General features: G+C 74.4%; 20 protein-coding genes. 12 read left to right on the top strand and 8 right to left on the bottom strand.

Annotated elements, in window-relative coordinates:
- Positions 1–150 precede the first annotated feature (150 nt).
- Positions 151–903, top strand: coding sequence for a sulfite exporter TauE/SafE family protein (locus CK505_RS04020; protein ID WP_017834738.1), 753 nt, complete (start codon positions 151–153; stop codon positions 901–903).
- Positions 904–916: 13 nt separating this feature from the next.
- Here CK505_RS04020 and CK505_RS04015 read toward each other — a convergent pair whose 3' ends face one another.
- Together CK505_RS04015 and CK505_RS04010 are read right to left on the bottom strand one after the other, a co-directional pair.
- Positions 917–1,339, bottom strand: coding sequence for a ChaB family protein (locus CK505_RS04015; protein ID WP_017834737.1), 423 nt, complete (start codon positions 1,337–1,339; stop codon positions 917–919).
- Positions 1,340–1,374: 35 nt separating this feature from the next.
- Entirely contained in the window at positions 1,375–2,277 is a 903-nt protein-coding gene (locus CK505_RS04010; protein WP_035923348.1) for an SDR family oxidoreductase, read from the bottom strand.
- Positions 2,278–2,465: 188 nt separating this feature from the next.
- Between CK505_RS04010 and ilvD the strand changes: the two genes are divergently transcribed.
- Positions 2,466–4,157 (top strand): dihydroxy-acid dehydratase, encoded by a 1,692-nt coding sequence (gene ilvD, locus CK505_RS04005; RefSeq protein WP_031283704.1) that lies wholly within the window; start codon positions 2,466–2,468, stop codon positions 4,155–4,157.
- A gap of 96 nt (positions 4,158–4,253) precedes the next feature.
- On the opposite strand, the gene CK505_RS04000 is transcribed toward ilvD, so the two are convergent.
- Complete coding sequence (locus CK505_RS04000; protein WP_095650303.1) at positions 4,254–5,081, bottom strand: SRPBCC family protein; 828 nt, start codon at positions 5,079–5,081, stop codon at positions 4,254–4,256.
- Positions 5,082–5,297: 216 nt separating this feature from the next.
- Between CK505_RS04000 and CK505_RS03995 the strand changes: the two genes are divergently transcribed.
- The 5 genes from CK505_RS03995 to CK505_RS03975 all read left to right on the top strand — a co-directional run bounded on the left by CK505_RS03995 (position 5,298) and on the right by CK505_RS03975 (position 8,965).
- Positions 5,298–5,855 carry a hypothetical protein gene (locus CK505_RS03995; RefSeq protein WP_126346600.1) on the top strand — a complete coding sequence of 186 codons (558 nt, stop codon included), beginning with the start codon at positions 5,298–5,300 and terminating at the stop codon, positions 5,853–5,855.
- Positions 5,856–5,865: 10 nt separating this feature from the next.
- Positions 5,866–7,098 carry a sensor histidine kinase gene (locus CK505_RS03990; RefSeq protein ID WP_095650301.1) on the top strand — a complete coding sequence of 411 codons (1,233 nt, stop codon included), beginning with the start codon at positions 5,866–5,868 and terminating at the stop codon, positions 7,096–7,098.
- Positions 7,095–7,799: a response regulator transcription factor gene (locus CK505_RS03985; protein ID WP_095650300.1), complete on the top strand. Its 705-nt coding sequence runs from the start codon at positions 7,095–7,097 to the stop codon at positions 7,797–7,799. The genes CK505_RS03990 and CK505_RS03985 overlap by 4 nt, the downstream gene beginning before the upstream one ends.
- A 179-nt stretch (positions 7,800–7,978) precedes the next feature.
- Entirely contained in the window at positions 7,979–8,515 is a 537-nt protein-coding gene (locus tag CK505_RS03980) for a hypothetical protein (RefSeq protein ID WP_017834730.1), read from the top strand.
- A 126-nt stretch (positions 8,516–8,641) separates the two neighbouring features.
- On the top strand, positions 8,642–8,965 hold the full coding sequence (locus tag CK505_RS03975) for a hypothetical protein (RefSeq protein ID WP_017834729.1): 324 nt from the start codon (positions 8,642–8,644) through the stop codon (positions 8,963–8,965).
- On the opposite strand, the gene CK505_RS03970 is transcribed toward CK505_RS03975, so the two are convergent.
- The 5 genes from CK505_RS03970 to CK505_RS03950 all read right to left on the bottom strand — a co-directional run bounded on the left by CK505_RS03970 (position 8,940) and on the right by CK505_RS03950 (position 12,433).
- Positions 8,940–9,467, bottom strand: a complete 528-nt coding sequence (locus tag CK505_RS03970) for an Lrp/AsnC family transcriptional regulator (RefSeq protein WP_095650331.1) — start codon at positions 9,465–9,467, stop codon at positions 8,940–8,942. The two genes, CK505_RS03975 and CK505_RS03970, sit on opposite strands and share 26 nt — an antisense overlap.
- A 299-nt stretch (positions 9,468–9,766) precedes the next feature.
- Positions 9,767–10,786 (bottom strand): permease prefix domain 1-containing protein, encoded by a 1,020-nt coding sequence (locus tag CK505_RS03965; protein WP_095650299.1) that lies wholly within the window; start codon positions 10,784–10,786, stop codon positions 9,767–9,769.
- Positions 10,787–10,791: 5 nt separating this feature from the next.
- Positions 10,792–11,148, bottom strand: coding sequence for a PadR family transcriptional regulator (locus CK505_RS03960; protein ID WP_031283698.1), 357 nt, complete (start codon positions 11,146–11,148; stop codon positions 10,792–10,794).
- 81 nt (positions 11,149–11,229) lie between these two features.
- Entirely contained in the window at positions 11,230–12,021 is a 792-nt protein-coding gene (locus CK505_RS03955) for a nitroreductase family protein (protein WP_095650298.1), read from the bottom strand.
- A 25-nt stretch (positions 12,022–12,046) separates the two neighbouring features.
- Complete coding sequence (locus tag CK505_RS03950; protein WP_017834724.1) at positions 12,047–12,433, bottom strand: hypothetical protein; 387 nt, start codon at positions 12,431–12,433, stop codon at positions 12,047–12,049.
- A 129-nt stretch (positions 12,434–12,562) separates the two neighbouring features.
- On the opposite strand from CK505_RS03950, the gene CK505_RS03945 reads away from it, so the two are divergent.
- From CK505_RS03945 to CK505_RS03925, 5 genes are all read left to right on the top strand, one after another.
- Complete coding sequence (locus CK505_RS03945; protein ID WP_095650297.1) at positions 12,563–13,330, top strand: methyltransferase domain-containing protein; 768 nt, start codon at positions 12,563–12,565, stop codon at positions 13,328–13,330.
- A 51-nt stretch (positions 13,331–13,381) separates the two neighbouring features.
- On the top strand, positions 13,382–14,620 hold the full coding sequence (locus tag CK505_RS03940) for an NAD-dependent epimerase/dehydratase family protein (RefSeq protein WP_095650296.1): 1,239 nt from the start codon (positions 13,382–13,384) through the stop codon (positions 14,618–14,620).
- A gap of 8 nt (positions 14,621–14,628) precedes the next feature.
- A complete protein-coding gene (locus CK505_RS03935) occupies positions 14,629–15,786 on the top strand; it encodes a glycosyltransferase family 1 protein (RefSeq protein ID WP_255250883.1) in 1,158 nt (385 codons plus the stop codon).
- A 113-nt stretch (positions 15,787–15,899) separates the two neighbouring features.
- Entirely contained in the window at positions 15,900–17,309 is a 1,410-nt protein-coding gene (locus CK505_RS03930) for an MBL fold metallo-hydrolase (protein WP_095650294.1), read from the top strand.
- 418 nt (positions 17,310–17,727) lie between these two features.
- Positions 17,728–18,528: a hypothetical protein gene (locus CK505_RS03925; protein WP_141246775.1), complete on the top strand. Its 801-nt coding sequence runs from the start codon at positions 17,728–17,730 to the stop codon at positions 18,526–18,528.
- Positions 18,529–18,576: the final 48 nt, after the last annotated feature.

Here is an 18,576-nt window from a genome sequence, read left to right as displayed (position 1 = left end):
GACCAGGTCCCGGCTGGTGCCCATGGTGCCGCTCCCGTCCGCTGCCGCACCCTGCGGCCGTCTCTCCTCACGGCCAGGGTAGGCACCGGATCCGGGAATCACCACGGCGGGCCCGTGTGCGGTCCGGGGCCGGGCTGCCGGAGGCGCAGAATGGGACCCGTGGAAATCATCGTCATCGCCGCCCTCGCGATCCTCGTGGGCTCGGTCCTGCAGCGCGTCTCGGGCACGGGGGTCGGCCTGGTCGTGGCCCCGACCCTCGCCCTGCTGCTGGGCCCCGCCACGGGCGTGCTCGTGACCAACGCGACGACGACCGTCTCCGGCTTCCTCATCATGCTCTCGGTGTGGCGCCACGTGGACTGGCGGCGGTTCGCCCTCATCGCCCCGGCCGCGGCGGTGGGCGCCGTGCCGGCGGCGCTCGTGGTCCGCGAGCTGCCCGCCGCCTGGCTGCAGGTGCTGGTGGGCGGCGTGGTGCTGCTGGCCCTCACCACCATGTTCGGGCTCCCCCGCCTGCCCGAGTGGCCGGGGCGGCTGCCCACGGTGCTCGCCGGGGCGATCGGGGGGTTCTTCAACACCACGGCGGGGGTGGCCGGACCGGTCATGGTGATCCACTCCCGGCTGGCCCGCTGGGAGCAGCGCTCCTTCGCCGCGACCCTGCAGCCGGTGTTCATGACGATGGGCGCCCTGTCGGTGCTCACCAAGACCCTGCTGGGCGCGGCGGGGACCGGCGGGATGCCGCCGTGGTGGGTGGCCCCCGGCGTGGTCCTCACGGTGGTGCTGGGCGTGCGGATCGGCGGGGTCGTCGCCCGCCGCGTGTCCCTGAGCACGGCGCGCACGGTCGCTCTGGTCCTCGCGGGGCTGGGCGGGGCGATCACGCTGGTGCGCGGGCTGCTGGGCGTGCTCTGAGCCCGGCCGCCCCTCAGTCCTCGCGGGCCCGGCGCGTCGCGGCGTCGTTGGCCTTCCGGATCGCGTCGACGAGCTCCTTCTTGGTCATGTAGGAGCGCCCCTCCACGTCGAGCCGCTTCGCCACCTCGTAGAGGTGCTCCTTCGAGGAGTTCGCGTCGACCCCGCCGGCGGTCTCCGCGCGGGAGTCGCGGCCGCCCGCGGCGTGCTCGTCGGAGGGCCCGTACTCCTCCTTGCCCTCCCAGTGGTCGCCGACCTTCTCGTGGGTGTGCTTGAGCGCGCTGTAGGCCGTGCGCGCCGCGCGCTCCTCGTCGCCGTACTCCTCGAGCGCGGAGTCGTAGGTCTTGGCGAACGTGTCCTGCGCCTTCTGCCCCGAGCGCTGCAGGGTGGAGGGCAGTTCGCTCTTCTTGGCGTGGTCGTCCTTGCCGGTCTTGGGCACGAGGTGCTCCTTCCGTAGGGGTGTGGGGGCGCGGCTCAGAAGACGGGCATGCCGCCGGTGACGCCGAGGACGGTGCCGCTGACGTAGCTGGCCTCGGCCGGGCTCGCGAGGAAGACGTAGGCGCCGGCCAGCTCGGCGGGCTGGCCGATCCGGCCCAGGGGCGTCTCCTTGCCCATGTTCGCGACCGCTCCGGGCTCCTTCGTGGCGGGCCCCAGCGGGGTCCACACCGGTCCGGGGGCGACCGCGTTGACGCGGATGCCCTCGGGCCCCAGCTCGGCGGCGAGGTTGGCGGTGACGTTGTTCAGCGCGGCCTTCGTGGCCGCGTAGTCGATCATCGACACGGACGGGTCGTAGGCCTGCACGGACGTGGTGTTGATGATGCTGTCCCCGCGGCCGAGGTGCGGCAGCGCCGCCCGGCTGATCCAGAGGGTGCCGTAGAGGTTGGTGCGCACGGCGCGCTCGAGGTCCTCCGTGGCGAGGCCCTTGAGCCCCGCCTCCCCGCGGGCCCAGTGGAAGCCCGCGTTGTTGACGACCACGTTGAGCCCGCCGAGGCCCTCGACCGCCCGGTCCACGATGTCCCGGCAGCTCTGCTCCTCGCGCACGTCGCCGGGGACCAGGACGGCGGTGCGGCCGGCCTTCTCGATCCACCCCACCACGTCCTGGGCGTCCTCCTGCTCCTCGGGCAGGTAGTTGATCGCGACGTCGACCCCCTCCCGCGCGAACGCGATGGCCACGGCGCGGCCGATCCCGGAGTCCCCGCCGGTGATGAGGGCCTTGAGCCCCTCGAGCCGGCCCCTGCCCTCCCAGGACGCCTCGCCGTGGTCGGGGACGGGGTCCATGGCGGCGGTCAGCCCCGGGGGCGTCTGCTGCTGCTCGGGCATCCCGCCCTCGTCGTCGGCCATCGCGCGGGCGTGCTGGGAGACGGGTGCCTCGGGCATGTCGGGCTCCTTCGATCAGGTTGCTTATCGTTTGCTTCTCCCACCCTAGGAGGACGGGCGCCCCCTTGTCTTCCCCCGGGGGCACAATCTTCCGCGCCGGCCGTGGACACCCCTCGACGCTCCTCGAGTTCCGTTGATAGGTTCGCGGCACGCACCCCACCGCGCACCGACGACCCGGGAGAGACCGCATGAGCCCCGACATGAAGCCCCGCAGCCGTCAGGTGACCGACGGCATCGACGCGACCGCCAGCCGCGGCATGCTCCGCGCCGTGGGCATGGGCGACGCCGACTGGGAGAAGCCCCAGATCGGCATCGCGAGCTCCTGGAACGAGATCACCCCCTGCAACCTCTCCCTGGACCGGCTCGCCCAGGGCTGCAAGGAGGGCGTCCACGCCGGCGGCGGCTACCCCCTCCAGTTCGGCACGATCTCGGTCTCGGACGGGATCTCGATGGGCCACGTGGGGATGCACTTCTCGCTGGTCTCGCGCGAGGTCATCGCGGACTCCGTGGAGACGGTGATGCAGGCCGAGCGCCTCGACGGGTCCGTCCTGCTGGCCGGGTGCGACAAGTCCCTGCCGGGCATGCTCATGGCCGCCGCGCGCCTGGACCTGGCCTCGGTGTTCCTCTACGCGGGGACCATCGCCCCGGGGTGGGTGAAGCTCACCGACGGGACCGAGAAGGACGTCACCCTCATCGACGCGTTCGAGGCCGTGGGCGCGTGCAAGGCGGGCCTGATGGGCAGGACGGACCTCGACCGCATCGAGCGGGCCATCTGCCCGGGCGAGGGCGCCTGCGGCGGGATGTACACGGCCAACACGATGGCCTCCGTGGCCGAGGCCCTGGGCATGAGCCTGCCCGGCTCCGCGGCCCCGCCCTCGGCGGACCGGCGGCGCGACCAGTTCGCCCACCGCTCCGGGGAGGCCGTCGTCGAGATGCTCCGGCAGGGCATCACAGCCCGGGACGTCCTGACGAAGGAGGCCTTCGAGAACGCCGTCACCGTGCTCATGGCCCTCGGCGGGTCCACCAACGCCGTCCTGCACCTGCTGGCCATCGCCCACGAGGCGGAGGTGGATCTCACCCTCGAGGACTTCAACCGGATCGGGGACCGCGTCCCGCACCTCGCGGACCTCAAGCCGTTCGGCCGGTACGTCATGAACGACGTCGACCGGCACGGCGGCATCCCGGTGGTCATGAAGGCCCTGCTCGACGCCGGGCTGCTGCACGGGGACGCCCTCACCGTGACCGGCCGCACGGTGGCCGAGAACCTGGCCGCCCTGGACCCCGGGCCCCTGGACGGCGACGTGATCCGCACGCTCGACAATCCGATCCACCGCACGGGCGGGATCACCGTCCTGCACGGCTCCCTGGCGCCGGAGGGCGCGGTGGTGAAGTCCGCGGGCTTCGACGCCGAGGTCTTCGAGGGCCCGGCCCGCGTCTTCGAGCGCGAGCAGGCCGCGATGGACGCCCTGGAGGCCGGGGAGATCACGGCCGGGGACGTGCTCGTGATCCGCTACGAGGGCCCCAAGGGCGGCCCCGGCATGCGCGAGATGCTGGCCATCACCGGGGCGATCAAGGGCGCGGGGCTGGGCAAGGACGTCCTGCTGCTCACGGACGGCCGGTTCTCGGGCGGCACCACGGGTCTGTGCATCGGCCACATCGCGCCGGAGGCCGTCGACGCCGGACCGGTCGCGTTCCTGCGCGACGGCGACCGGATCCGGGTGGATCTGGCGGCCCGCTCCCTGGACCTGCTGGTGGACGCCGAGGAGCTGGCGCGGCGGCGCAGCGGCTGGGCTCCCCTGCGCCCGCAGTACGAGGGCGGCGTGCTGGGCAAGTACGTCAAGCTGGTGCGCTCGGCCTCGCTGGGCGCCGTGACCGGCTGACCGGCCGGTTCCGCCGCCCCGCCGAACGGGACGCCCCGTGCACGCACCGGGCCCCGACCGCGTGCGGTCGGGGCCCGGTGAGTGCGCGGGGACGAATCAGAGCGGGCCGCCCGCGGGGCGGTCGTCGATGCGCCGGGTGGCGGGGTCCACGCCCGGGTCCGCGTCGACGGTGCCGTCGGCGAGCGTCTCGTCCACGGGCGGGATCGGCGGGACCTCCCCGGTCACGGTCTCCCCGGGAGCCCCCGGCGCCACCGGTGCCACCGGTGCGGCCGGCGCCGCGGTCGACTCGAAGGTCACCGGCTCCGTGTCCGGGCCGGAGTCCTTCTTCTTCGCCGCGGCCGCGACCCCGGCGGCGGCCACCCCGGCCGCGGCGACGCCCGCGGCGACCGCCTTGCCCGAGACCCCGGCCTTGCCGTCGTCACCGCGGGAGGCCGCGGCGTGCTCCACGCCGGGCGTGCCGACCGGGGCGCCCTCGTTGACGGAGCCCCGCCAGGCGCCGGTCGCATAGCCCTCGGCCTCGATGAACTTCTTGAACCGCTCGAGGTCGCCCTCGGCCTGGTTCTCGACCACGTTGAGCTTGTCGCCGACCTTCTCCACGAGGCCCTCGGGCTCGTACTCGAGGACCAGGTGCACCTCGGTCCGCCCGTTGCCGGCGTCGCGGAACGTCACGGTGCCGGCGTTGGTGGCGCCCTCGGTGGCGGCCCAGGAGACCCGGCTGTCGGGGACCTGCTCCACGATCTTCGCCTCCCACTGCCGGCGGACGCCGCCGAGCTCGGCGACCCACTGGAGGCGGTCGGCGCCGAGCTGGGTCACGCTCTGCACGCCGTTCATGAAGTGGGGGAAGTCCTCGAACTGGGTCCACTGGTTGTACACGGTGCTCAGCGGCACGTCGACCACGACATTCTTCTCGACCTTGGTGCTCATGGCATCTCCTTCGATCCGTCTCGACGATCAGGGGCGGCGAAGCGTCGCCGATTCGCCAGTGTGCTTACGATACCGCTGGGCGCGCGGTGTGACCAGGGGTCGGCGGCCCGGCCGGCCCCGGGCCGGCCGACACCGGCCCGGGGCGCCCCACGGCGGACTATGGACTTGACGTGGGCGGACGGGGAGAATTGCCGCACGACCTGCGGGGGGCTCGACATGGCGAATCTCGAGACAGAATTCCGGACACTGGTGTCCGTCCAGGACGCGCGGGCAGCTGATGCCGTCGAGGGACACCTGGCGTGGGGACGCCTGGTGGACAGCGACTACGTGCTGGTGCACGGGCCGCCGGACTGGCTGGGACGGGACGTCGACCCCGAGGTGCTGATCGCCCGGGTCGTGTCGGGGCGGACGGACGAGGTCGAGCGGATCAGGATCGCCCGGATCCAGCTGCACGGCGTCCTGCACGACCCCGCGTCCGAGATGACGGGCATCCGGCTCGACCACCCGTCCGGGTGCCCGGCCCAGGGCCCACCGGACGGCGCGGGCTCCGAGCGCCGGCTCGCCACGGGCGCCGAACTGTGCTCGGCCGTGGACACGGTGCTGGGCCCGGCCCCGGCCGAGGAGGCCCCGGACAGCACCGAGGAGGCCCTGCGACCCGTGGTGGCGTGGGAGGAGATCCGGCGCCACTCGATCGTGGAGGACTGCCGGCTGCCCGCTCCTCCCGTCGAGCGGATGTGGATCTGCACCGTCTTCGGCAGGTCCGTGTGCAGCTGAGCGGGACCCGATGAGATCCCGGAGGCACCCCTCGCGCCTGGCCGTGGACCTCGTCGCGGTACCGGTGCTGTGGGGCATCGAGCTCCAGATCACGTGGGACCGCACGGCGGAGCCGGACGCGACCGCCACCTGGGTGGTCGTCCTCACGGCGGCGCTGCTGTACCTGCCCCTGTTCTGGCGCCGGCGCCGGCCCCTGACGGTGCTGGCCCTGGTGTCGCTGGGCGCCGTGGCCGTCCCCCTGCTCGGCTTCGCGTTCCACCCCGTCTTCTGCGTCTGGCTGGCCCTCTTCGCGGCGGCCGCGCACTGCTCCGACCGGAACGCCCTCCTCGGCCTGGCGCTCGCGTTCCTGCCGGTCGCCACGAGCGTGCAGGCCACCGTCCGGGACACTCCCGACCCGTCGATGCGGGTGGCCACGTTCGTCGTCGCCGCGCTGTTCCTCACCGTGGCCCACGTGGTCGTCTTCGGCGTGGGCCGGTGGGTCCGCTGGAGCGTGGCCCAGCGGGCGCTCGTGGCCCGGCTGGCCGCCGCCCGGGCCGAGGCCGAGGAGCGCCAGCGCATCGCCCGCGAGCTGCACGACGTCGTGGCCCACGCGGTGAGCCTCATGGTGCTGCAGGCCGGAGGGGCCGAGCGCGTGATGGACCGGGACCCGGAGCGGGCGCGGGCGGCGCTGCGGCAGGTCGACGAGCTCGGGGAGCAGGCCGTCACGGAGCTGCGGCGCATGCTGGGCCTGCTCTCCCCGGCGCCGTCCGATGCGGCGCAGACCGCGCCGGAGCCAGTGGGTCTGCAGCGATTGGACAGCCTGCTCGACCACCTGCGCACGGCGGGCCGTGCGGTGGAGCTCTGCGTGGCGGGCGAGCCCGGGGCCCTGGAGCCGGCGGTGGACGAGGCCGCGTACCGGATCGCGCAGGAGGCGCTGACCAACGCGGTCAAGCACGCCGCCCCGGACCGCCCGGTCCGGGTCGCCCTCGACTGGGGCCCCCGGGACGTCGAGCTCTCCGTCCGCACGGACGGCGCCGGGGCCCGGGGCCGGCTCTCCGCGCGGCTGTCGACCGGGCACGGGGTGCGGGGGATGGCGGAGCGGGCCCGGGCGGTGGGCGGCGAGGCGACGGCCGGGCCCGATCCGAACGGGGGGTACCTGGTGTCCGCGCGGCTGCCCGTCCGGCCGCCCGGCCCCGGCGACGCCGCGGCGCAGGACGCCGCGGCGACCACGGCGGCCACCGGCCGCGGGGAGGGCACCGGATGACACGGGGCGCGGAATCCGCACCCGTCCGGGTGCTCCTGGTGGACGACGAGGCGATGGTGCGCTCCGGGCTGGCCATGCTCCTCACGGCCGAGCCGGACCTGGTCGTCGTCGGGGAGGCCGCCGACGGCGCTGAGGCCGTCGAGGAGACCGCGCGGCTGCAGCCGGACGTGGTGGTCATGGACGTGCGCATGCCCGGCACGGACGGGGTGGCCGCCACCCGGGTGCTCACCTCCGACGCGTTCCTGGACCGGGTGCCGAACGTCCCCGCCGTCCTGGTGCTGACGACCTTCGACGAGGACGCCGCCGTCCACGCCGCCCTGCGGGCGGGCGCCTCCGGCTTCATCCTCAAGAGCTCCGCGCCGAAGGTCCTGGCGGACGCCGTCCGCTCGCTGGCCCGCGGCGGGGGCTGGCTGGACCCGGACGTGACCCGCAGGCTCCTGACCGAGTTCGGCCGCGGGCCCGACCCCTCCGCCCCTCCGCCGGAGCGGCTGCAGCAGCTGACCCGGCGGGAGCGCGAGGTCCTGGTCGCCGTTGCCCACGGCCTGACGAACTCGGAGATCGCCCGGCGCCTGTTCCTCAGCGAGGCGACCGTGAAGACCCACGTCCACCGGATCTTCCTGAAGCTGGGCGTCAGCGAGCGCGCCCAGGCGGTCACGGCGGCGTTCAAGAGCGGGCTCGTCAAGCCCACCGACCGCTTCTGAGCCCTGCCCCCGGTCCCGCGCGTACCACCCCGGTTGTACGCCGGAGTTCACCTCCCGGGTGGACGCCGGGAGGTGCCCCCCACTGCGACCCTGGTCCTGTCGGTTCGAGAAGTTCCCCTCCGGACCCCGGGCAGGAACCGCCGGCACCCACGAAATCTCTGTCCCGCAGGAGACCCGAAATGTCCATCGAAACCAGCACGACCGCAGCCCCGCAGCCGGCCGGCGCCCGCCGCCACGCCCGCAAGGCGGTGCTGTCCCTGGCCTCCCTGACCCTGGCCGCAGGCGCCCTGCCGCTGCTGGGCGCCCCGGCCCAGGCCGCACCGGCCCAGGCCGCCTCGACGCAGTCCTCGGTGCTCGAGACGGCGTCGCACAAGCCCCACCAGAAGCACTGCTCGGTCGACGCCCACAAGCCGTCCTGGACGTGGCACCACGGGAAGAAGTACGTCAAGTACCCCTTCCACGTGAAGTGCCACAAGGGATACAAGGTGGAGGTCAAGCAGTACTACTACGCGGTGGACAAGCACGACCACCACTACTACACCGGCGGCCACCACGACTACTACTGGGGCGGCTCCTGGGGCGGCGAGCACTGGAAGCACCTGGACCACCACGACGCCAAGAAGGTCTACCACGTGGTCAAGTACCGCTACTACGACGGCAAGCACTGGTCCCCCTGGTACCAGGAGACCAGCCACTGGACCGGTCTCGGCCACTGACCGGACGGCACCGGGGGCCGGCCGGACACCGGACGACCCCCGGACCGCTCCTCCTCCCGACGCCCCCGAGGCCGTCCCCCGGCACTGCGCGCGGGGGACGGGCTCCCGACACCACAAGAGCCGATCATGGACCTCACCCATCAGCACCCCGCCGCCAGGGCCTGGGACCTCGCTCCCGGCGACACCTTCCACGGGCGCACCATCACGGCCGTCCGCGGCGTGGTGGGACTCGCCCTCAGCCCGGTGGCCGTCATCTCCTTCACGGAGGACGACCGGGAGCACCGCGCCCAGGCCCGGATCGGCGCCGCCCACTGCGAGACGCACCAGCACTACGACGACATCATGCTCAGCGCCCGCGCGTGGGTCCGCACCCACGGCCTGCACGAGGGGGACGCCGTGGACCTGGACCGGCTGCGCGCCGAGGTCATGGGCGCGGCCGCCCGGAACTGACCCCGCCCCTCCCCAGGACCTCGTCCCCCGCGAGCAGCGGCGCCACCCGGTACGGGATGACCGTGCGCAGGAACATGCTCGTGGAGGTCCGCAGGATGCCGGGGCACAGCCGGATCTCCTCGGAGACCCGGTAGAGGTCCTCGGGATCCTTCGCCACCACCCGGCACAGCAGGTCCGTCTGCCCCGCGGGGGCGAACACCTCGATGACCTGCGGGATCGCCTGCAGTCCCGCGATCGCCTCGTCGAGCTGGTGCTGGTCGAGCTCCACGGCCACGCTCGCGGCCAGGCCGTAGCCGAGCGCCGCGGGCGTCACCCGGGTGCTGTGCGGGCGCAGCGCGGGGCCCGCACGGTAGCGCTCGAGCCGGGCGTGGATCGTCCCGCGCGCCAGACCGGTGCGCTGGGCCAGGGCCAGCACCGTCATCCGCGGGTCCTCGTCCAGCGCCGCCAGGATCCTCCGGTCCGTTGCGTCCAGCGGACCCGCTGCCGCCCCGCCGTTCGTCATGCTGACCACCGCAGCCCCACTTCCCCGTCTCGATCTGATCGATCTGACCGGTTCCAGAGTAGACGTTTGCGCACAGTGCCGACCAGGGTGTCGAATGATGGTCATACGATGCGCCACCTGACCCGGTTCGGTGCATCCCGGCCGGCGCCGGTCGCCCACGAAGCGTCCCGCGTCCCGCGCTGCCCGGCACCCCGCGGCGGCAGAGGCCCCCTTCCGGCCCGCGGGAGCTCCTCGGAGCTCCCGCGGGCCGAGTGCTTCCCCGGACAGGAGCGCCGGACAGGAGCGACGGGCGCCGCCGCTCAGCGCCGCCGGCCCGTCGACCGGCGGCAGGCGAGGAAGCTCGCCACGAGGTCCCAGACGGTGACGACCACCACGAGCGCGACCCCGATCTGCGCGAACTCCTCGCCCACCCAGCCGCGCTCGCGGAAGACCGGGTTCACCACGGACTCGGTGCGCAGCACGGTGATGAGCAGCGCGGCCATGGCGAGGTCCAGGACGGCGCTGACCCCGAACAGCGCCCAGGACCAGCGGCGGCGGAAGAAGCGCAGCAGCTCCCACCCCCAGGCCAGCAGCACGATCCCCAGGTAGAGCGGCACCCAGGGCGTCCACACGGCGGGGTCGAGCAGGGGCTCGCCGGCGAGCGGGCCCTCACGGAGCAGCGGCCGCGAGAGCAGGAACGGCGCGGCGAAGGCCAGGCCCAGGGCGATGGTGGCCCAGACCAGCTCCCCCACGGTCGAGTCCCGCTCCGGGCGCGGCGGCGGCAGCTGCTCGACCGTCCAGCGCGGGGGCGCCTCCGCCGCCGCCCCGGTCTCCCCCCGGGCGCCGCGCTCCACCGCCTCCGCGACCTCCGTGCGCTCCACCACGGCGAAGACGACGACGGCGATGCCCGCCCCCATGAGCGCCCCCTGGATCGCGGCACCGACCGCGGGGGCGAGCGAGAGCACGAGGTAGGTGACCAGGTCCTCGCGCCCCGCCTCCCCGAAGAGCCGGCCGATCAGGGTGAGCCCGCCGAAGAGGCCGGCCAGGACGGGCACCAGGACCTTCAGCAGCTCGAGGAAGTCGTGGTAGTGCTCGGGCCCGATCAGGTGCCGCGGGCCGGGGCCGTAGTCCTCGGCCAGCAGGGCGGGGTCGCCGAGCCCCTCGAGGGCGCGGCGCTCCGCCTCGGCCGGCGGGAGGCCGTGCGCCACGCCGTCGTCGACCATGTCGGCGACGGTGCCCCGCAGCTCCCGGGACACGTCCTCGCGGGCTCGGGGCGGCAGGCGCCGGGCGACCTCGTGGAGATAGCTCTCGGTGCGCGGGGGGAGGGTGCTGGCGGACATGGCGATCAGTCCTCGGGACGAGTGGGGCGGGCGAGGGTGGACAGGGCGGCGTGCAGCCGGAGCCGCTCGGCCTCGAGGGCGTCCCGGACACGGGCCCCCGGACCGGTGATCCGGTAGAACTTGCGGGGCCGGGACTCGTCGGTGTTCCAGTCGCTCTCGAGCAGGCCCTGCGCCTCGAGCCGGCGCAGCAGCGGGTAGAGCGTGTTGGCCTCGACGTCGAGCCCCGCGTCACCGAGGGTCCGGAGCAGGGCGTAGCCGTAGCGGGGCTCGTCCAGGACGAGCAGGCAGGCCAGGACCACCGTGCCGCGGCGCAGCTCCTGGAAGTGGGAGGCCACGATCGGGTCGCTCGGTTCAGCTGCCATGACCACACGATAGTGTGTGTCACACACTAATGGAAGAGCCGCCCGCCCCACGCCGCGGCTCTCGTCGCCGGCGGGCGGCGCTCAGTCGTCCCAGCCCTCCTGCGGCGTGGCGCAGGACTCCCGGAAGACGTACTGGGAGATCCGGCGCCGCTCCCGGCTGGACCAGTCGATGGCCGGGCGGCGGTGCTCCTCGGGGACGTAGCCCAGGCGGTAGACGGCCATGAGCTCGAGGTCCTCGGGCACGTCCAGCAGGTCCACGACCTCGGCCCACCGGGCGGGCGCCTCCATGGGGAAGGAGATGAACTGGATGCCCATGCCGAGCTCCACGGTGGTCAGCCAGAGGTTCTCCATGGCCGCGCCCATCGAGAACAGCGAGTAGAACCCGGAGAGCTCCCCGGGCCGGTACTCGCGGCGGTCGAGCATCACGCCGATCAGCAGGGGGGAGCCCGCCACGAGCTTGTGGTTCTCCGCGCCCAGGGTCTGGGGCACCCGCAGCCGGTTCATCATCGCCTGCCCGCCCGGGGTGAACGCCTTCTTGGTGAAGGGGCGCAGCACCGCGGGCAGCTTGTCGAAGAGCATCCCGAAGCGCTGCTCCTCCATCTCCTGCCTGCTGAAGCGGAAGTAGCGCTTGTACCGGTCGAAGAAGCTCCCCTCGGCCATCACCTGCGTCATCGAGTCGGCGCTGATCCGGGCGATCCGGTCGATGGTCCCCCGGTCCTCGACCAGCACGAAGCGCCACGGCTGGCTGTTGAACTGGGAGGGTGCGGCCGCGGCCGTGCGCAGCAGCAGCTTCTGATGCTCCGGGGACACCCGGTCCGGCAGGAACGGGCCGTTGGTGGTGCGGCGGTTGAAGACGACGTCGAGGAACTCCATGTGCTCTCCGGTCAGGTCGGGCGGCTCAGCCGGCGCGGGCGGCGCGGGCTCGGAACAGGGCGGTGGCGTAGAACGGCGCCGCGGACAGCGCGGCGAGCGCGTGGCGGCGCGGGTGCCCCTGGGCGGGCGTGCCGAGGTGCGGCAGGGCGGCCAGGGGCAGCAGCGCCGGCGCCAGGGCCCGGCCCGCCGCGCGCCCGGAGGCGGAGGAGGAGCCGGCGGCGAGGACCGCGGCCAGCGCCGTCGTCGTGGTGGTGGTGACGTAGAGGGCGTGGTGGATCCAGCGGAACCGGCCCGTGCGCACGATCCCGGCGCCGACGGAGGCCCCCAGGGCGGCGTTGGCGGCCCAGCACGCGCTCGCGAGGCCGATCCACGGGCCGGGTCGCGAGCCCACGGCGTGCACGGTGTGTCCCACGCGGTCCCCTCCTGCCGTCCGGTCCTGCCCGGCACCGGCCGGGAGCCCCAGTCTAGTGACGGCACCCCGCGCCGCCCCCGGCCCGCCGTGCTCCTTGGCGGATCGTGTCGGCCCGCGGAGAATGGGCAGATGCCCTCCGTCCAGCCGCGCGCCCGGCCCGACCTCTCCCGGCGGGACGCCGAGCTGCGCGAGCTCATGGACGACCCCTGCTGCGACCTCGCCGCGCTGCGGCGCACCTACGCACGCTTCGACGTGGTCAACTCCCTGGTCGCCGGGTGGGCCGCGACCTACCGGCGCCGGATCCGGCCCCTGGCCGTGCCCGGCCGGCCGCTGACCCTCCTGGACGTCGGTGCCGGCGGCGGGGACGTGGCACGCGCCCTGGCCCGGTGGGCGCAGCGGGACGGGATCGACCTGCGGGTCACCGGCATCGACCCGGACGCCCGCGCCCACGAGTGGGCCTCGGCGCGGACCCGCCGCTGGTCGACCCGGCACCCGCGGGCAGTGCCCCCGGTCTTCCGGCGGGTCACCAGCCGGGAGCTGGTCGCGGCCGGCGAGACGTTCGACGTGGTGGTCTCCAACCACCTGCTCCACCACCTGGACCCGGGGCCGGTGCGGGACCTCGCGGCGGACTCGGAGCACCTGGCCGGCCGGCTCGTGCTGCACAACGACCTCGTGCGCAGCCCGGCGGCCTACCGGCTGTACTCGGTGGGCGTGCTGCCCCTGGCCCCGGGCTCCTTCCTGCGCACCGACGGGCTGCGGTCCCTGCGCCGCGCCTACCTGCCCCACGAGCTGCGCGAGCTGACCGGTCCGGGCTGGGAGGTGCTCCCCGGTTCGTTCGGGCACCAGCAGCTGGTCCAGGACCGTTCACTCCCGGTTCACGCGCGTCCTCCACGCTGAGTGCGAGACCGACACGACGGGGCCCGGCAGCGGCCCGGGAACGGAGCACCAGTGAAGATCGCGATCCTCGGCGGCGACGGCTTCTGCGGCTGGCCCGCGGCCCTGCACCTGTCCGCGCGCGGCCACGACGTGGTGGTGGTGGACGACTTCTCCCGCCGCGCCATCGACGTCCGGCTCGGGACGGAGTCGCTGACGCCCATCCGCGGCCTCGACGAGCGCCGCGCGGCCTGGCAGGAGCTGACGGGCCGGCGGATCGGCGCGGCCGAGATCGACCTCGCCGCCGACTACGAGGCGTTCCTCGACCTCCTGGTCGTCGAGCGCCCGGACGCCGTGGTGCACTTCGCGGAGCAGCGGGCGGCGCCGTACTCCATGCGCACCCCGGCCACCAAGCGCTACACCGTGGACAACAACGTCGGCGCCACGCACAACGTGCTGTGCGCGGTCGTGGAGTCCGGGCTGGACGTCCACGTGGTGCACCTGGGCACCATGGGGGTCTACGGGTACGGCACCGCCGGGATGCGCATCCCGGAGGGCTACCTGGACGTGGAGGTCCCCGGACCGCACGGCACGGTGCCCCAGCAGATCCTCTACCCCTCCCGCCCCGGCTCGCTGTACCACATGACCAAGGTCCTGGACCAGACCATGTTCGCGTTCTACGCCAGGAACGACCGCCTGCGGATCACCGACCTGCACCAGGGCATCGTCTGGGGCACCGGCACCGCGGAGACGGCGCTCGACGAGCGGCTCGTCACCCGCTTCGACTACGACGGCGACTACGGCACGGTACTCAACCGCTTCCTCGTCCAGGCGGCGGTCGGCCACCCGCTGACCGTGCACGGCACCGGCGGGCAGACCCGGGCGTTCATCCACCTCCAGGACATGGTCCGGTGCGTGGAGCTGGCCCTGCTCCACCCCCCGGCGGCCGGCGACCGCGTGAAGATCTTCAACCAGATGACGGAGACCCACCGGGTCCGCGACCTCGCGGAGCTCGTGGCCGGGCTCACCGGCGCCGAGGTGGAGATGGTCCCCAATCCCCGCCAGGAGTCCGCGGAGAACGACCTGCACGTGGACAACGACGCGTTCCTGGACCTCGGCCTGCGGCCCACCACCCTGTCGGAGGGGCTGCTGCTCGAGGTCGAGCGGACCGCCGTGCGCTGGGCCCACCGCGTGGACCGCGCCCGCATCCCGGCGACGTCCGTGTGGAACTCCCGCCGGCGCCCGGGGATCCCGGCGCGGCCGGTCCGCTCCGCGGTCCCGGCCGCGCCCGCGCCCATGTCCGCGGGCGCCTGAGCCGACGGATGCGGATCGCGCTCTGGACGGACGTCTTCGCCCCGAACGTCGACGGGGTGGTGACGCGCCTGATGCGCACCCTGGACGAGCTCGGGGACCTCGGCCACGAGGTGCTCGTGCTCACGCCGGGGGATCCGCCCGGGCACTGGGGTCCGCACCGGGTGGTCCGGGCCCCGTCCGTGACGTTCCCCTGGTACCGGGACGTCCGGGGAGGCCTGCCGTCCCCGCGCACGGAGCGGACCGTGTCGGCGTTCCGCCCCGACGTGGTGCACGCCGTGAACCCGGTGTGGTTCGGCGCGTGGGGCGCGCTCTCCGCACGGACGCGGGACCTGCCGCTGCTGGCGTCCTTCCACACCGACGTGCCGCAGTACATGAGCGTGTTCGGGCACGGGCTCGGCGCCCTGCGCCGGCCCGTGGAGCGGTGGATCCGCACGACCCACAACCTCGCCGATGTCAACCTGTGCACGTCGGGGCCCATGGTGGACCGGGCCGCGGCCCTGGGCGTGCGCCGCGTGGCGCTGTGGCCCAAGGGCGTGGACACCGCCCTGTTCCACCCCGCCAGGGCCTCCGCCGCGATGCGGTCCCGGCTCACCGGCGGGCACCCCGGGGAGCGGCTGGTGCTCTCCGTGGGGCGGCTGTCGAGGGAGAAGAACGTGGCGGCGCTGCTCGAGCCGATCCGGCGGCTGCCGGGCACCCGGCTCGCCGTGGTGGGCGACGGCCCGCACCGGCCCGAGCTCGAACGGCGCTTCGCGGGCACCCCCACGGTCTTCCCGGGCCGGCTCGCCGGGGAGGAGCTGGCGGCCGCCTACGCCTCGGCGGACGTGCTCGCCTTCCCGTCCACCACCGAGACGCTGGGTCTCGTGGCCCTGGAGTCCCTGGCGAGCGGGGTGCCGGTGGTCGGCGCCCGGGCCGGCGGCATCCCGTTCGCGGTGGCCCACGGGCGGACGGGGCTGCTCGTGCCGCCCGGCGACGCGGACGCGCTCACCGCCGGCCTGGCCCGGCTGCTCGACGACGCGGCCCTGCGCGCGCGGATGGGCGCCGCCGGCCGCGCGGAGGCCGAGGGCCTCGGCTGGCGGGCCGCGACGGAGTTCCTCGTGGCCTCCTACGAGGAGGCGGTCCGCCGGCACCGGAGCCGCCGGCCGCCGCCCCGGCACCCCCACGGCTAGATACCCCAGGGGGTACTTGCACGATACCCCCAGGGGTATTATCGTTGTGCTCAGGACGACGCGGGAACCCCCTCCGGACACGCGTCACCAGCCATCGAACGAAGGAGAACCCCATGCTGATCGAGCGCATCTACGACGAGGACCTCGCCCAGGCCAGCTACTTCATCGGGTGCCAGCGCACCGGCCAGGCGCTGGTGGTCGACGCCCGCCGCGACATCGACGTCTACCGGGACATGGCCGCGAAGAACGGCATGGAGATCACCGCCGTCACCGAGACCCACATCCACGCCGACTACCTCTCCGGCACCCGCGAGCTGGCTGCGGCCACCGGCGCGGACATCCACGTCTCCGGCGAGGGCGGGGAGGACTGGCAGTACGAGTTCGAGGCCGCCCGCCTGCACGACGGCGACGAGATCCGCATCGGCAACATCGTGGTGGCCGCGGTGCACACCCCGGGCCACACCCCCGAGCACCTGTCCTTCCTGGTCACCGACGGCGCCTTCGCCGACGCCCCGGGCTACCTGCTCACCGGCGACTTCGTGTTCTCCGGCGACCTGGGCCGCCCGGACCTCCTCGACGAGGCCGCCGGCGGCGTGGACACCCGCTTCCTCGGCGCGAAGCAGATGTTCGCCAGCCTCAAGGAGAAGTTCCTGACCCTGCCCGACCACGTCCAGGTCTTCCCGGGCCACGGTGCGGGCTCGGCCTGCGGCAAGGCCCTGGGTGCGATCCCCTCCACCACGGTGGGCTACGAGCGCCTCTACGCCTGGTGGGGCCCCTACCTGGCGGCCGACGACGAGGCCGGCTTCGTCGCCGAGCTGCTCGACGGCCAGCCCGACGCACCGTTCTACTTCGGCCGGATGAAGAACCAGAACCGCCGGGGCCCGGCCGTCATGGGCGAGCGGGCACCCCTGCCCGAGCTCGACCCGCAGCAGGTCGCACAGCAGCTGGCGGCCGGCGAGGTGACCTTCGTGGACACCCGCTCCGCGGACGAGGTGCACGCCGGGACCGTGACCGGGGCGCTGAACATCCCGGCAGGGAAGTCCATCGCGACCTTCGGAGCCTGGGCCGTGAACCCCGAGGCCGACGACCGGCCGCTGGTGCTGCTGGCCCCGGATCAGGAGGCCGCCCAGGAGTTCTGGGACCACCTGGTGCGAGTGGGCATCGACGCCGTGGCCGGCTACGTCACCGGGATCGATGGCCTGCCGCAGACCACCCCGCGGCTGGTCTCCCCCGAGGAGGTCGAGACCTTCGACAAGTCCGTCCTGCTGGACGTGCGCGCCGTGAGCGAGCACACCGCCGGCCACATCCCCGGCTCCACCCAGCTGCACGGCGGCCGGGTCCTGTGGAACCTGGACCGGCTCCCGGAGCAGGGCACGATCGTGACCTACTGCCAGAGCGGGCTGCGCAGCTCGGTCGTGGCCTCGACCCTGCGCCACGCCGGCTACGACGTGGTGGAGCTCGAGGGCTCCTACGCCGCCTGGTCCGCCGGGCAGGAGGCCCTGGAGACCACCCCCGCCGGCTGAGCCCCGCCCCCCTCGGACGGCAGCCCCGCCCCTGACGCCGCGTCCTCCCGGTGCCACCGCACCGGGGGGACGCGGCGTCCTGCGTACCCGGCTCCCGTCCGGTCCGCGCAGGACGGCAACCGGGGACACCCAGGGCGCGCAGGACGCCGCCGGAGCCCAGCGGCCGGGGCCCGTACGCGGCCGGCCCGTTCACTATTGTCAACACGGACTACCGGCAAGTAGTTTGACGGCACAGCAGTCCGTCGGACGCGCTCCGGATCTCCGCGAGCTCCGCGGTGCACACCGCACGACCAGCAGCACGACATTTCCTGTCGCCCCCGCCGCCGCGCGGACCGGCGACGCGGGGGGGAGGTCCTGCCGCGCGCTGCCGGCCGCGGGGCGACCCCGGGGCGACGACCGAGCACAGGAGACACAGGACATGACTGCTGGAAAGACATGGGCGGCCACGGGCGCCACCGCCGCGATGCTGGCCGGAGGCCTCCTCCTCGGGGCCCCGGCGGCCGTCGCGGCCCCGGGGGACCCCGCCTGCCTGCAGGCCACGGCACAGCTGGACGCGGCGCTGGCGGGCGCCGGGCTCACCCCCGAGTCGCTCGGGGCGCTCGACCTCTCGGCCGAGGCCGTGGCCGCCGCCGAGGCGCAGTACGCCGCGCTCGTCGAGGGCGCCGGCGGACCCAGCCTGCAGGAGCTGGAGGCGGCCGCGGCCGCGCTGATGGCGGCCCAGGAGTCCGGCGACGCGGAGGCCGTCGCCCTGGCCGAGGCCCGACTGGTGGAGCTCGACCAGCAGCTCACCATTGCGCTCGGCACGCTCGACCCCGCCGTCGCGGAGCAGGCCGTCGCCGAGGCCGCCGTGGCGTTCGAGGCACTGCTGGCCGAGCTGGCCCTCGACGAGAGCGCGGTCGACCAGTTCCTCGTGCTCCTCGAGCAGGCCGTCCTGGCCTGCGAGGCGCCCGCGGCCCCGGCCCCCGTGGCACCGGTGCTCCCGGCCCCGGCGGAGCCGGCCCCGGCCCCCGTCGTGGCGGCGCCGGTCGTGGCAGCACCCGTCGAGGCAGCACCCGTCGAGACCGCGCCGGTGGAGGTCAACTCGGGTCTCAACATGCAGACGGCCGTCGCGGAGCCGGAGCAGCGTCCCGGCGCCGGCCTGGCCGCGGGCCTGCTCGCCGCGGGGATCGCCGCGAGCGCGGCGGGCGCGCTGCGCCTGCGGCGGCGCAGCCGGTCCTGAGCCGCCCGCCGTCCCGGTGGCCCCACGGGCCCCGGGACGGCGGAGACC

The organism is Kocuria sp. WN036, from assembly GCF_002287015.1.
In the GTDB taxonomy this organism is placed as follows: Bacteria; Actinomycetota; Actinomycetes; order Actinomycetales; family Micrococcaceae; genus Kocuria; species Kocuria rosea.
Note: the sequence above shows the minus strand (reverse complement) of the source record. Positions and strands in the feature narration are given on the sequence as shown.